Source organism: Providencia sp. M-27, from assembly GCF_011077905.1.
Lineage (GTDB): Bacteria > Pseudomonadota > Gammaproteobacteria > Enterobacterales > Enterobacteriaceae > Providencia > Providencia huaxiensis.
This window is the reverse complement of sequence record NZ_JAALBT010000014.1, coordinates 54,094-67,108: the sequence shown is the minus strand read 5'-3', so window position 1 is coordinate 67,108 and position 13,015 is coordinate 54,094. Positions and strand designations below refer to the sequence as shown.

15 protein-coding genes are annotated in these 13,015 nt (G+C 41.8%); 3 read left to right on the top strand and 12 right to left on the bottom strand.

The annotated features are described in order from the left end of the window. Nucleotides 1–2: 2 nt before the first annotated feature. The 9 genes from hemW to rsmE all read right to left on the bottom strand — a co-directional run bounded on the left by hemW (nucleotide 3) and on the right by rsmE (nucleotide 6,831). The gene (gene hemW / locus G6Q48_RS17285) at nucleotides 3–1,142 is read right to left on the bottom strand and encodes a radical SAM family heme chaperone HemW (protein ID WP_166267755.1); all 1,140 of its coding nucleotides are present in this window, start codon (nucleotides 1,140–1,142) and stop codon (nucleotides 3–5) included. Next, entirely contained in the window at nucleotides 1,135–1,728 is a 594-nt protein-coding gene (gene rdgB / locus G6Q48_RS17280) for an RdgB/HAM1 family non-canonical purine NTP pyrophosphatase (RefSeq protein WP_102139770.1), read from the bottom strand. The genes hemW and rdgB overlap by 8 nt, the downstream gene beginning before the upstream one ends. A 16-nt stretch (nucleotides 1,729–1,744) precedes the next feature. After that, nucleotides 1,745–2,329, bottom strand: a complete 585-nt coding sequence (locus tag G6Q48_RS17275) for a YggT family protein (RefSeq protein ID WP_102139769.1) — start codon at nucleotides 2,327–2,329, stop codon at nucleotides 1,745–1,747. A 19-nt stretch (nucleotides 2,330–2,348) separates the two neighbouring features. Beyond that, complete coding sequence (gene proC / locus G6Q48_RS17270; RefSeq protein ID WP_102139768.1) at nucleotides 2,349–3,170, bottom strand: pyrroline-5-carboxylate reductase; 822 nt, start codon at nucleotides 3,168–3,170, stop codon at nucleotides 2,349–2,351. Between the two features lie 13 nt (nucleotides 3,171–3,183). Next, nucleotides 3,184–3,876: a YggS family pyridoxal phosphate-dependent enzyme gene (locus G6Q48_RS17265; protein WP_166267753.1), complete on the bottom strand. Its 693-nt coding sequence runs from the start codon at nucleotides 3,874–3,876 to the stop codon at nucleotides 3,184–3,186. A 147-nt stretch (nucleotides 3,877–4,023) separates the two neighbouring features. Further along, on the bottom strand, nucleotides 4,024–4,443 hold the full coding sequence (gene ruvX / locus G6Q48_RS17260) for a Holliday junction resolvase RuvX (RefSeq protein ID WP_102139766.1): 420 nt from the start codon (nucleotides 4,441–4,443) through the stop codon (nucleotides 4,024–4,026). Continuing rightward, the gene (locus G6Q48_RS17255) at nucleotides 4,443–5,006 is read right to left on the bottom strand and encodes a YqgE/AlgH family protein (protein WP_102139765.1); all 564 of its coding nucleotides are present in this window, start codon (nucleotides 5,004–5,006) and stop codon (nucleotides 4,443–4,445) included. Before G6Q48_RS17255 ends, ruvX begins: the two co-directional genes overlap by 1 nt. Before the next feature lie 136 nt (nucleotides 5,007–5,142). Beyond that, on the bottom strand, nucleotides 5,143–6,090 hold the full coding sequence (gene gshB / locus G6Q48_RS17250) for a glutathione synthase (protein ID WP_102139764.1): 948 nt from the start codon (nucleotides 6,088–6,090) through the stop codon (nucleotides 5,143–5,145). 9 nt (nucleotides 6,091–6,099) lie between these two features. Further along, nucleotides 6,100–6,831: a 16S rRNA (uracil(1498)-N(3))-methyltransferase gene (gene rsmE, locus G6Q48_RS17245; RefSeq protein ID WP_102139763.1), complete on the bottom strand. Its 732-nt coding sequence runs from the start codon at nucleotides 6,829–6,831 to the stop codon at nucleotides 6,100–6,102. Nucleotides 6,832–7,110: 279 nt separating this feature from the next. On the opposite strand from rsmE, the gene G6Q48_RS22855 reads away from it, so the two are divergent. After that, nucleotides 7,111–7,917, top strand: coding sequence for a prepilin peptidase (locus tag G6Q48_RS22855; protein WP_166267751.1), 807 nt, complete (start codon nucleotides 7,111–7,113; stop codon nucleotides 7,915–7,917). A gap of 37 nt (nucleotides 7,918–7,954) precedes the next feature. On the opposite strand, the gene G6Q48_RS17235 is transcribed toward G6Q48_RS22855, so the two are convergent. Next, the gene (locus G6Q48_RS17235) at nucleotides 7,955–8,599 is read right to left on the bottom strand and encodes a DsbA family protein (protein WP_166267749.1); all 645 of its coding nucleotides are present in this window, start codon (nucleotides 8,597–8,599) and stop codon (nucleotides 7,955–7,957) included. Between the two features lie 175 nt (nucleotides 8,600–8,774). After that, nucleotides 8,775–9,647: an MBL fold metallo-hydrolase gene (locus G6Q48_RS17230; protein ID WP_166267747.1), complete on the bottom strand. Its 873-nt coding sequence runs from the start codon at nucleotides 9,645–9,647 to the stop codon at nucleotides 8,775–8,777. A gap of 130 nt (nucleotides 9,648–9,777) precedes the next feature. Here G6Q48_RS17230 and G6Q48_RS17225 point away from each other — a divergent pair, with 130 nt between their 5' ends. Next, the gene (locus tag G6Q48_RS17225; RefSeq protein WP_166267745.1) at nucleotides 9,778–10,698 is read left to right on the top strand and encodes a LysR family transcriptional regulator; all 921 of its coding nucleotides are present in this window, start codon (nucleotides 9,778–9,780) and stop codon (nucleotides 10,696–10,698) included. On the opposite strand, the gene G6Q48_RS17220 is transcribed toward G6Q48_RS17225, so the two are convergent. Further along, the gene (locus G6Q48_RS17220; protein WP_166267743.1) at nucleotides 10,672–11,607 is read right to left on the bottom strand and encodes a LysR family transcriptional regulator; all 936 of its coding nucleotides are present in this window, start codon (nucleotides 11,605–11,607) and stop codon (nucleotides 10,672–10,674) included. The genes G6Q48_RS17225 and G6Q48_RS17220 overlap by 27 nt on opposite strands. Before the next feature lie 126 nt (nucleotides 11,608–11,733). Between G6Q48_RS17220 and lysA the strand changes: the two genes are divergently transcribed. Continuing rightward, entirely contained in the window at nucleotides 11,734–12,993 is a 1,260-nt protein-coding gene (gene lysA, locus G6Q48_RS17215; protein ID WP_166267741.1) for a diaminopimelate decarboxylase, read from the top strand. Nucleotides 12,994–13,015 lie beyond the last annotated feature (22 nt).

Here is a 13,015-nt window from a genome sequence, read left to right as displayed (position 1 = left end):
TGCTATTCTTCACCTAAAAATAACTCTAATAGGGAATTGAGAAACAATTTTCCATGCTCTGTGATCTGCCATTCATCCACAGTTTCTATGATATAACCTTTAGCTAAGGCTTCATCAATAGCCGCTCTAACTGTTGATTCTGGTAACCCTGTATATTGGGTAAATTCACTTCGAGGCATGGCTTCAAGTAAACGAAAACGGTTCATGAAATATTCAAATGGCCTATCGGAGGCGTCAACATCATAAGATTGATGCATGTATCGGCCTTCCATATAACCCCGAGGATGTTTTGTTTTTACGGTTCGTAAAATTTGGCCATCTTCAAAAGAAATTTTTCCATGAGCACCGCAACCGATGCCTAAATAGTCACCAAAGCGCCAGTAATTGAGGTTGTGTTGGCATTGGTAACCAGGTTTAGCATAGGCGGATGTTTCATATTGCTGATAACCTGCCGCACTTAATAATTTATGGCCTTCGGTGTAAATATCCCACAGCGTATCGTCATCGGGTAATACTGGAGGACGTGAGCCAAATTGGGTGTTGGGTTCAATGGTTAATTGGTACCAAGACAGGTGCGGAGGTGCAAGTTCAATGGCTTGGCGCAGGTCAGATAAACCTTCAACTTGAGTTTGCGCAGGTAACCCGTGCATTAAATCGAGGTTAAAGCTTCTTAAATTAAGATTAGTGGCCAACTGAGCCGCTCGTTTCGCTTCGTCAGCACCATGAATACGGCCTAAAGTGATTAATTTGTCATTACCGAAGCTTTGTACACCAATAGAAATACGGTTGATTCCTGCTGCTTGGTAACCTGCGAAACGCTCAGCTTCAACAGTGCCGGGGTTCGCTTCCATGGTGACTTCTGCGTGAGGGTCTAAATCAACTCGCTGACGTACGCCATCCATTAAAGCCTGCGTTGACTCAGCACTTAATAAACTGGGCGTTCCACCCCCAATAAAAATGGTTTTTACCGAACGCCCAGCAACTAATTTTGCATCGATGTCTAAATCGGCCAATAAGTGCGCCACATATTCTTGCTGAGGGATTTCCCCTTTAAGTGTGTGTGAGTTGAAGTCACAATAAGGGCACTTTTGCACACACCAAGGGATATGGATATACAGGCTCAGCGGGGGTAATTTAAGCATTCTTTAGCGCATCCAACATCATTGTGAGTGCTCTTCCACGATGTGAAACGGCTTGTTTTTCTGCTTTAGTTAACTCTGCTGAGGTGCAACCTAATTCAGGAACATAAAATATTGGGTCATAACCGAAGCCGCCTTGGCCTTTGCGTTCATGAGTGATGACACCGTGCCAACGACCATGAAAAACCAATGGTGTCGGGTCTTCTGCATGGCGTAAATAGACTAGAACGCAGTTGAATTGAGCCTGGCGTTGGTCGTCAGGCACATTTTTCATAGCTTCGAGTAATTTTATCAGGTTTTGCTCATCGGTCGCATCTGCCCCCGCATAACGTGCGGAGTAAATCCCCGGCGCGCCACCAAGTGCATCAACGGAAATTCCTGAATCATCAGCAATTGCGGGTAACCCGGTTTGCGCTGCTGCATGGCGCGCTTTTAGGATCGCATTCTCAATAAAGGTTAAGCCCGTTTCTTCTGCAGATTCAACACCTAATGAGGTTTGTGCGACGATATCCATCCCAAAATCACGTAGTAGGTCAGCTAACTCATTCACTTTTCCGGGGTTACCGGTGGCTAAAACAACTTTTTGCATTATTTAAAACTCGTTTTTACATAATACCAATGGAATACATCATTGCAGTTAATGATGGGTCAATCATCAGTGAGATATCAACACGCAAATAATTCAGAGCGATTAAAATAAACATCACAATCATTGCGGAGAAATCTAATCCGCCCATCGCAGGGATGATACGGCGAATTGGCGCCATTAAAGGCTCTGTTAATTGGTACAATAAATAGTCTACAGGGTTACGGCCTTGGCTGACCCAGCTTAAAATTGCACGGATTAAAATCATCCAAAAAATCAATTTACCTGTATAGGTTAATAATAAAATCAGCCCCATAGGTAGAATGCTTACACCTAAAATTGGGAGCAAGTTAGTCGCCCACATACCAAAGATAATGGCTGCAATAGCTAAAATGAACGCAACAACGACAGATGCGGTATCTATCGCGCCAAAAGAAGGAATGACTCGGCGCAATGGTGCGACGATAGGCTGTGTTGCTTTAACGACAAATTTCGAAAAAGGGTTATAAAAATCTGCACGTACCCACTGCATCCATACGCGCAGTAGTAATACAAAAATATACAGTTGGATCAGGGTCGTAACGACAAATACTAAGGTCTGCATGGTGAATTCCGCGATTAATTTAAAAAAGTTTTTCCATTTCTTCAGCTCTATTTATTGCGCTTTGCATTGCATCGGCAACAATCTGCGGAAGATTTCCATTATAAAATTGCTCTAAAGCCATCGCGGTGGTACCGCCTTTAGAGGTGACTTGTTCACGTAGAGTCGAAAAAGCCGTGTCGTTTTGCGACTTAGCAAGCTCTACAGCCCCTTCAATCGCATGAAGAACGAGCTCTCGAGCTTGCTGTTTATCATAACCGAGTTGTTCTGCTTTTTGTTGCATCGCTTCCATAAATAGAAAGAAATAAGCAGGGGAGCTACCAGTAATGGCAATAATGCTATTGATTTCTTGCTCTTGTTGGCACCAAATCGTGGAGCCGACACTCTGCATCAGTTCTTGTGCAAATTGTTTGTCTTGCTCTGAAACCTTCCCTTGAGCAAATAGCCCACTAACGCCTTTCCCCACCAATGATGGCGTATTTGGCATGATGCGTACTAAATTCAACGGATGAGCGAAATAATCGTTATAGCGTTCAGCGGGGATCCCAGCAGCAATGGTGAGGATTAATTTTTGATCAAAATTAGCCGCATTTTGCAGTGGTTCACACACGTCTTTCATCATTTGCGGCTTAACGGCGAGGACAATCACATCCGCAGCTTTTACAGCAGCTAAGTTATCATCACTGCTAATGATGCCATATTGTTCAGCCAGTTTTTCTCGACGTACAGGCGTAGGAGAACACACTGTGATCATCGATGCAGGGTAGCCATGGTTAACCAGCCCAGCAATGATGGCGTGAGCCATATTTCCGGCGCCGATGAAGGCAATTTTACGATGTTGCATTCTGTTCTCCTATTTATTGGTGATATTGGCGCGCGCCAAAAATAGCGGTTCCTATGCGAACAAGTGTTGAACCGCAATGGATTGCTGCGCGCATGTCGTCAGTCATCCCCATTGAAAGCGTGTCAACCGTGGGATAAGTAGCTTGTAATTGCTTAAATGCCTCATTCATTTGATGAAACACAGCACATTGGCGCTCATAATCCGTTTCAGGTGCAGGAATTGTCATTAGCCCACGTAACACAAGGTTGGGCATAGTCGCGACTTGTGCAGCGAGCTCTGCCACTTCTTCTAGCGTTATACCCGATTTACTGTTTTCATCGCTGATATTAATTTGAATTAGCACATTGAGAGGAGCTTTTTCACTAGGGCGTTGGTCATTTAAGCGCTGGGCAATTTTCGCTCTGTCTAAGGTATGGAACCAATCAAAATGTTCAGCGACAAGGCGGCTTTTATTTGACTGTAACGGGCCAATAAAATGCCAAATAAGGTCATTTCTGTTCGAAAAATATTGAATTTTTTCAACACCTTCTTGAACATAATTTTCACCAAATTGGCGCTGACCTGCCTCAATGGCTTCTAAAATAGCTTCACAAGGTTTTGTTTTACTTACCGCGAGTAGCGTAATGTCTTGTGGTGAGCGCTGACACTCTGCGGCAGCATGCTCAATACGCGCGGTGACATCAGAGATATTATTTTGAATGGTCATTATTTTATTCAATATGGTTTATTCAATACTATTTTATTCATGTCATACATGAATAGCGACTGTTGACCATAGTGTAAAGCAAATTACATCAGAACGGCACCATTGCATGAGGTTAAGCTAAAAATAACCACACAAAAGGCGCAATACTTATATCTGTTGCTCAAACCAGCTTTCAAGGATCACCACAGCAGAGGCTGAATCCACTTTGCCTTTACTTAGTGCTCGATAACCACCTTGTTCAAAAAGGCCAGCTTTTGCTTCAACAGTGGAAAGACGTTCATCGTGTAATTCGACTTTAACACCAAAACGGCCATGAATCCGATTTGCAAAATTACGGGCTTGGCTTGTAACAAGTTGCTCGGTACCATCCATATTAAGGGGAAGGCCGACAATAACCAACTGAGGTTGCCATTCTTTAAGTAACTTTTCGATTTGTTGCCAATCAGGACGGCCGTCACTGGCTTTTAGTGAGGTTAATGGCCGTGCAGTACCTGTAATTTCTTGCCCAACCGCTACACCGATGCTTTTGGTTCCAAAATCAAAGGCTAACAATGTTCTTCCAGACATTAAGCATGCCCCGCTTGCATTGAAATTGTATGAATATCAATACCAATTAATTTAGCTGCTGCGGTCCAGCGTTCATGAATTGGTGTGTCAAAAATAAGCTGAGGAGACGCTTCGACAGTTAGCCAGCTATTTTCCATAATTTCCCGTTCAAGTTGGCCAGGTTCCCAACTTGCATAACCTAGCGCCACTAATGAGTTTGCGGGGGAATGTTCACTTCCTAACATCTCTAAGATATCTTTTGATGTCGTCACCATCACTTCATCATTTAAGTGCAGGCTAGATAAAAAGCCTTTAACTGGAGTGTGTAAGATAAACCCATGCTCTTCTGCAACAGGGCCACCTGCGATAACAGGCTTTTTTAAATTACGATCATCAATTTTATCTGAAATCGTGATTTCGAGTTTTTTGAGCATCGTATCGACGGAAAAGTCATCAATAGGTTTGTTAATCACAATCCCCATAGCCCCTTTTTCGTTGTGCTCACACACATAAACGACCGATTGTTCAAAATAAGGGTCTGTTAAGGATGGCATGGCGATAAGAAAATGGTTTTGCAGATTCAAACTTAGACTCCAGCAAATTTAATCACAATTAATAGAATACAATAAAAGGCTAAATAATCGGTGGTAGAACAAACTGATGACGTTTACCGTGTAAAAACAATAAAAATCATCAGTAAAGATAAATCACCGCTATAAATTATTTATTGAGACGGCGTTCAATGGCATCCATTAACATACCGGTAATGGAGATATCAAATGCGGCTTCAATTTCCCGTGCACACGTTGGGCTGGTCACGTTAATTTCAGTTAAACGGTCACCGATGATATCAAGGCCAACAAATATTAAGCCTTTTTCTTTCAATGTTGGCGCAACAGCACGTGCGATGGCCCAGTCACTTTCAGTTAATGGACGCGCTTCACCACGGCCACCCGCAGCAAGGTTACCTCGGGTTTCGCCTTGAGCTGGAATTCGTGCTAAACAATACGGAACGGGTTCACCATCAACAACTAAGACACGCTTATCACCATCTTTAATTGCTGGCAGGAAGTTTTGTGCCATGCAGTAGCGGGAGCTATGTTCTGTTAGCGTTTCAATAATCACACCCACATTTGGGTCATCTTGCTTGAGGCGGAAAATCGAAGCGCCACCCATACCATCTAGTGGTTTAAAAATAACATCGCCATGTTTTTGGTGGAATTCTCTCAACTTTTGTGGGCTGCGAGTGACTAATGTGTCTGGTGTTAATTCAGCAAACCAAGCCGTGAAGAGTTTTTCATTACAGTCACGTAGGCTTTGCGGTTTATTTACAATTAAGGTGCCAGCTTGTTCCGCTCTTTCTAGAATATAAGTCGCATAGATAAATTCAGTATCAAAAGGTGGGTCTTTACGCATTAAAATGGCATCAAGAGAGCTCAGGGCAATATCTTGTTCTCCCTGAAATTCATACCATTTTTCTGGGTTTTCTTCGACCGTCACGATTTTAGTTTGTGCGCGAGCTTCACCTTGGTGTAAATACAGGTCATTCATTTCCATATAATGGATTTCGTAACCACGACGCTGAGCTTCCAACATCATTGCAAAACTGGTGTCTTTCTTGATTTTGATGGACGAAATAGGGTCCATCACTATACCGAGCTTGATCATTTTTTCTCCTTACCCCAGATCACCTAAGCGCACTTGCAGTGCTGTGATAGCGGTTAGCGCAGTCGTTTCTGTTCGTAATACTCGAGGCCCTAACAGTATATCGGTAAATTGATAATTTGCTGTCATGGCAATTTCGTCTGCTGATAAGCCACCTTCTGGGCCAATCAACAATCGTACTTTCTTCAGTTCAGTGGGTAACGTATTAATACTTTCTGTTGCTCGTGGGTGCAAATTAACTTTAAACGCACCGTCATTTTCCGCGCACCAGGCTTCCAGTGTCTGCACTGGGCGAATTTCTGGAATTCGGTTACGGCCACATTGTTCGCAGGCTGCAATCGCAATTTTTTGCCATTGCAGTAATTTTTTTTCCAGTCGTTCACCGTCTAAACGAACACCACAACGCTCTGATAATAAAGGTGTTATGGTGTTAACCCCGAGTTCAACAGATTTCTGTATGGTAAATTCCATTTTTTCCCCACGAGACATGACCTGTCCTAGGTGTAAATCGAGAGGAGATTCTCTATCGTCAATCTGGCTATTTTCAATGTGCACGAATACATTTTTTTTAGTAGCTTCAGTAATTTCAGCGCTAAAGATTTGATTGCTGCCATCAAAAAGTTCGAGTTTTTGGCCCGCAGTCATGCGTAGTACCCGACCTACATGGTTTGCAGCATCATCACCAAGAGAAATCGTTGTATTTATTTGAAGAGGCTCTGGGTGATAAATGCGTGGAACGCGCATAGTTTTTCCTTAGTACAGACAGGGTTAATAAATAATATAGCTTTGATGAATATGGGGGTTGAATTGTTAAACTCAAGCACTGCTACCTAGTTTATAACGAAATACTGGCCTTTTATAGTATGTCTGTGCCATAAGCGACGTCTTAAACCGCAATGAAAGTGAGCTAGGTGATAATGATATTCGAATAAACCGATTATACCCTACGGAATTAAAGTGTTTGGAGTAGAGAAAATTCACAGTATATTTATTTTTATCTCCATAAAGGAATAAGGAGTTAATATGAAGGAGTTAATCTGTATTTTAATATCATTGGTCATATCTATTATTTCGCCGTCGGATCAACTTACATTATCGTGTCAAAATGAAACTAATATTTATTTAATTGATTTTACTGTTGTTTTTATTTGTTTTTCTATGCTGTTAATATCGGTTTTCTCAACTAAAAAACTGCTAATCTATTTGCCTTTTATCTGTTTCGGTGAATCGAAAATTATTATAAAAAATACTATTCTTCTTCTAATATATAGCGCATTAATTTTTATAATATATTGGTCATCTAACAGTTTTCGTATGGTTTTATTTTTAGTGTTATATATTAATTTAATAATTCCATTATTTATTATTGATAATAAAATAGGTTATCTCCCTGATATCCTTACATACCCATTATTATGGTTGGGGCTGTTATATCAAATCCATTTGCCTAATGGGAATGTTGTTTCCGCTATTTATGCGGTGTTGCTCGGTTACTTAGTGATGCTAATGGTGGTGACATTGGTTGAGAAAAAAACGCATCAACCGCAAATGGGAAGAGGGGATTTTAAACTCGTTGCTGCTTGTTCGGCCTGGCTTGGGCTTTGGCAGTTACCTTACTTTTTGGGAGCCGCCGCAGGCGTGGGGTTATTACAGTACTGGGTAACCTATGGGGTATTGCCTAAAATATATCCAAAAAAGCAGCAAACAAGTCTAGCTTATTTGGAGAGATCACCTCGGGCGAAAATAGCTAAGAAAACGAAGAAAATCCCATTTGGACCTGCGTTAATTATTAGTGCTAGCGTATGGTTGTATCTATCAATAATTGAATAAAATGACAACCATACGCGCATTCAGGGAAGGGGATTTATTAAGATGCGGCAGTGACTAAAGAATCTAAAAACTGCTGCCATTTACTCGGTTCACCAAGGTAATTTTGTAATGGAACACGTAACCATTTATCTTGCTGTTGTATCAACAGAGTTGGAAAACCAGAAGCCCCTGACTGCGCTAACAGAGCCTTACTGCTTCCGATGTGGGCTGGGGTTTCATGTTGTTCACATTCGCTGTAGTCGGACAGATACTGAGGTACATCAAGGCCAATATCTTTTGCAAGGTCGAGAAGCACGTCAACATCTTTAATATGGCGCCCTGAAATATAGTGCGCTTTTTGGATGGCTTTAAGCATTTCAAAGCCTTTGCCTTGCTTGGTTGCCGCTAATATAGCGGTTTGCGGTGGTGTTGAGTCCATAACCAAATTAGGTTCGTGTAGCATTTTTATATAGTCATCGCCAAACACTTGTCCTGTCATTGATGCAATGCGCTTATCTGATTGCAGAATATATTGGCGAAAATTATCATCTAAATGTAGACGAGCGTCACCTGCTAGCATGCCACCACCATGCATTTCAATGTTGATACTTGGGTGTTGCTTGGCAATTTCGACTAAAGGTGCTGCAGCGTAGCACCAGCCGCAATAAGGGTCATAAATATAGTGTAGGGTGATGTTGCTCATAATCGTTCTCTTTATTTGCTATTTTTAAGTAATTTGAATTAAGTTGTATCATTACCATCAAAAGATTAATACCACTATCATCTAGTTAAATCAGCCAAATTGTTTTAGGTAAGTCATTCAGTGTGTAGATACGAGGCATACCGCGCAACTGGCTGAAATAGTGAATATTACTTAATTATTGAGGCCATTTCATTTCGCCTTTAATGACTTTTGCACTAAGTTCTAAGCTTGATTTATCATCTAATTGTGGGTACTTCGCTGCAACTTTTTGGATGAGCTCATCTGAGTTTTTACTTGTTTTATATGCACTTTCAAAGTCCTGTAAATATTTTTGAGTGAAAGAAACCGTCGTTACATCTAGTTTAGACGCCCCCGTAAAGTGGCCGGGAACAACGGTTGCTGGGTTCAGAGCTTTGATGTCTTCTAATGTTTGTAGCCAATTTTTACGCGACTCTTCTGTTTGTGTATCAGCAACCCAAACATGAATATTGTCAGAAACAATGACACCACCCACAACGGCTTTCAATGATGGAACCCAGACATAGGTTCTATCTGGCGAAGCGCCATCAAGGCCTTTAATTTCAAGTCGTTCGCCATCAACCGTAAAGCTATCTCCTTTAATCACTTCAGGGACGATAACATGAGTAGGGGCTTCATCTTTTAATACACCGCCCCAGTAAGCAAGTTTGCCATCTTTAGTGGCTTTAATGGCTTCAACTGTGTTTGCTGTCGCGACCACCTTTGCCTCTGGGAAAGCGTTTGTTAGGGTATCTAGCCCAAAATAGTAATCTGGATCTGAATGGCTAATATAAATCGTGGTTAATTTCTTATTGAGTTTTTTGATTTTATCAACCAATTGTTGTGCATCATTTTTTTGAAATTGCGCATCAATCAGTACCACTTCACTTGAGCCGCTAATAATTTCAGAGGAAACAGGGAACACGCTGTTATTTCCGGGGTTATAAACATCCAATGCCAGTTTTTCAGCTTGTGCTAGATTCATAGTTGTGGCGAATAATGTGGTTGCTGCTAATAAGGTCAATTTCATGTTGTATCCTAAAATGAAGTTATACAGAAAAGTTTGTTTTGCATGTCGTGTATACTAAATTGCAATGATAAGATGAAAAACCCCATAATTAGGTGTTGTTTGTTGCATAATTCGGTTAAATGAGAGTGGCATGGATAGATTAAAAGCGGCAGAAGTATTTATTACTATTGTTGAACAGGGCAGCCTAAGTGGCGCAGCTGAAAAACTGGATATGTCGAGAGCGATGGTGACACGCTATTTGTCGGAAATGGAACAGTGGGCGGGAGTGCGTTTATTAAATCGTACCACGCGAAAATTAAGTTTAACTTCCGCAGGGGAAGGTGTATATCAACAATCTTTGCAACTTAATGCTATTTCCCAAATGGTGCCTGTGCAACAAGAGCATGATGCAAAAGCATTATCCGGTTTAGTGCGCATTAGTTGCTCACAATCTATTGCCCAAAGTGCGCTCTCTGTGGCTATTGCTGAGTTTATGACACTCTACCCGAATATGGCTATTGATATGCAAATATCGAATAAATCGGTTAATTTAATAGAGGAGCGAATTGATTTAGCGATCCGCATCACCAATCAGCTGGAACCGAGTTTAATCGCTAAACCCTTGTCAACTTGCCATTCTGTTATTTGCGCTTCACCTGATTTTTTAAAAGGAAAAAAACATCCTGAAAAACCAGAGGATTTAGTTTTACTCGATTGCTTAACCTATAATTTTTTTGGTCGTAGCTTATGGGTATTTGAAAAAGCAGGCATGCAGCATAGTGTGTTAGTTGATGGGCGCTTAAGTGCTAACGAATCCGTATTTCTCGCTGAAGCAACATTGCAAGGCGCGGGTATCTCTATGCAACCTTATTATTCAGTCGCTAATCATTTGGCTTCGGGGGAGTTAGTTCAGTTATTACCTGAATATACGCCAATGCCACTAGGTATTTACGCTGTGTATACTAGCCGGCAAAAAATGCCAACCGCCCTGAGAGTGCTGATTGATTATCTCGCTAACTGGTTTGAAACTTCACCTCACTGGCAGTTATTGATGCAACAGCGCGGAAGTTAGCTGGGTTTTTATTTGATTAAAGTTATCCTCTAAATGTTGAGTAAAAATATTGGTCAATTGTGATGAGGGGCGGTGAATAGGCCTTATCAAGCTAACAGTAAAAGGAATCGAAAAACTGAGTGGGCGCAACGCTAACTTGCCAGCGGATTGTTGGTGAAAATCTAATGCGGTTAAAGGGTTAACAATAGAAATTCCAATTCCTTTTAGTGCCATAGCGCAAATAGATGAAGCCGAATGTGTTTCCATGACCATTTTTCGTTCGACGTGGTGTTCCGCAAAGGTTGAGTCAATCAACTGACGGTAGCTGTCAGTTAATGATAGGCTAATAAAACGTTGGTCTTGGAAATCGTTGGGGGTTAACACGTCTTTTTGGGTTAAAGGGTGGCTTGTGGGTAAAACACACACTTCATTTAAACTTCCCAGTGTTTGTTGTTCAGTTCCCGGTGGCATTTGCAGATGTTCAGTAAGGCCAAAATCGTAACGTTGAGCCGACAACCATTCTTCAAGAACCGGGGATTCTTGCGGGATCACTGTGATGCTGACCTCTGGGTAGTTTTCCATAAATGACTGGCAAACTTGGGGTAATAAAGATTGGGCGAAAGCCGGTAGACAGGTTATCGATATTTGTGCATGTTCGAAGCGGCGGATGGTTTCTGCTGAATTTTTAATACGCTCCAAGCCATAATAAGAGCGTTCAATCTCTTCAAGAAACCGTAATCCTTGTGCAGTAGGTTGTAACCGCCCTTTGACTCTATCGAATAACTTAAACTGCAAAAGGTATTCTAAGCGTGCAAGTTCACGGCTAATAGTGGGTTGTGAAGTGTTCAGCAGCGCAGCGGCTTCCGTCAGGTTGGGGGTAGTCATCACTGCACGGAATATTTCGATGTGCCGCCATGAAATGGCTTGCATAGAAAGTCCTTAAATAAAGTCTATATCAAATATGAATAGACTTTAGCAAAATAGATATTTTTTTTCCCGTATTATTCTTTGAATAATAGCTTTTAATATAATAAAAACTTGCAAACGAGAAAGACAATGACTTCATTCGCAACGACAACAAGCCAATATTTAACTCCTGAGTATTTACGTGTATTACCTGAGCAGTATGGTAGCCCTGTTTGGGTTTATGATAGCGCGGTGATCATTGAGCGTATCAAGCAATTACAAGTTTTTGATACCGTCCGCTTTGCACAAAAAGCGTGCTCGAATATTCATATCCTGCGCTTAATGAAACAGCAAGGCGTTAAAGTCGATTCCGTTTCATTAGGGGAGATTGAACGTGCGCTGGTGGCAGGGTTCCAGCCTGGGCGTGAAAACTCAGAAATCGTATTTACTGCAGATGTGCTCGATAGAGCGACATTAGCGAAAGTCACTGAGCTAGATATCCCTGTAAATGCAGGCTCGATTGATATGCTTGAACAAATTGGCGAACAAAAAGCAGGTCATCCGGTTTGGTTACGCATCAATCCGGGTTTTGGCCACGGCCATAGTCAAAAAACTAATACTGGTGGTGAAAATAGTAAGCACGGTATTTGGCACGAAGACTTACCTTTAGCGTTAGAGAAAATTCGCCTTTACAATTTGTCGTTGGTTGGCATTCATATGCATATTGGTTCTGGGGTTGATTACCAGCACCTTGCTGATGTGTGTGATTCGATGGTGGCGTTTGTCACCACCGCAGGGGTTGATCTTCATGCAATATCAGCGGGTGGTGGGTTATCCACACCTTATCGTGAAGGTGATGAAGTAATCGATGTGCAACATTATTACAGCCTATGGGATAACGCTCGCCAACGTATCGAACAACACTTAGGGCACGCAATTGAACTTGAAATAGAGCCTGGCCGTTATTTGGTTGCTGAATCAGGCGTATTGTTAGCTGAAGTGCGAGCTGTTAAAGATATGGGGAGCCGCCACTATGTGTTAGTGGACAGCGGTTTTAATGATCTCATGCGCCCAGCGATGTATGGCAGCTATCACCATATTTCACTGTTACCTACAGATGGACGTAATGTGGATGGGGCTCAACTAAAAGACACTATAGTGGCAGGTCCGCTGTGTGAATCAGGAGATGTATTTACCCAATTAGAGGGCGGTTTAGTGGTGACTCGCGCTTTACCCGAGGTAAAAGTTGGCGATTTCCTCGTTTTTCATGATACGGGGGCTTATGGTGCATCTATGTCTTCAAACTACAATAGCCGCCCATTATTACCCGAAGTGATGTTTGTTGATGGTAAACCACAATTAATTCGCCGCCGCCAAACGATTGAAGAGCTATTGGCTTTGGAGCTGTAAGTCTTCCTTTCATTATAGATAA

Bases quoted from the DNA above. Each gene is read 5' to 3' on its own strand.
- hemW (WP_166267755.1), bottom strand. From the start codon at position 1,142: ATGCTTAAATTACCCCCGCTGAGCCTGTATATCCATATCCCTTGGTGT.
- rdgB (WP_102139770.1), bottom strand. From the start codon at position 1,728: ATGCAAAAAGTTGTTTTAGCCACCGGTAACCCCGGAAAAGTGAATGAG.
- G6Q48_RS17275 (WP_102139769.1), bottom strand. From the start codon at position 2,329: ATGCAGACCTTAGTATTTGTCGTTACGACCCTGATCCAACTGTATATT.
- proC (WP_102139768.1), bottom strand. From the start codon at position 3,170: ATGCAACATCGTAAAATTGCCTTCATCGGCGCCGGAAATATGGCTCAC.
- G6Q48_RS17265 (WP_166267753.1), bottom strand. From the start codon at position 3,876: ATGACCATTCAAAATAATATCTCTGATGTCACCGCGCGTATTGAGCAT.
- ruvX (WP_102139766.1), bottom strand. From the start codon at position 4,443: ATGTCTGGAAGAACATTGTTAGCCTTTGATTTTGGAACCAAAAGCATC.
- gshB (WP_102139764.1), bottom strand. From the start codon at position 6,090: ATGATCAAGCTCGGTATAGTGATGGACCCTATTTCGTCCATCAAAATC.
- rsmE (WP_102139763.1), bottom strand. From the start codon at position 6,831: ATGCGCGTTCCACGCATTTATCACCCAGAGCCTCTTCAAATAAATACA.
- G6Q48_RS22855 (WP_166267751.1), top strand. From the start codon at position 7,111: ATGAAGGAGTTAATCTGTATTTTAATATCATTGGTCATATCTATTATT.
- G6Q48_RS17235 (WP_166267749.1), bottom strand. From the start codon at position 8,599: ATGAGCAACATCACCCTACACTATATTTATGACCCTTATTGCGGCTGG.
- G6Q48_RS17230 (WP_166267747.1), bottom strand. From the start codon at position 9,647: ATGAAATTGACCTTATTAGCAGCAACCACATTATTCGCCACAACTATG.
- G6Q48_RS17225 (WP_166267745.1), top strand. From the start codon at position 9,778: ATGGATAGATTAAAAGCGGCAGAAGTATTTATTACTATTGTTGAACAG.
- G6Q48_RS17220 (WP_166267743.1), bottom strand. From the start codon at position 11,607: ATGCAAGCCATTTCATGGCGGCACATCGAAATATTCCGTGCAGTGATG.
- lysA (WP_166267741.1), top strand. From the start codon at position 11,734: ATGACTTCATTCGCAACGACAACAAGCCAATATTTAACTCCTGAGTAT.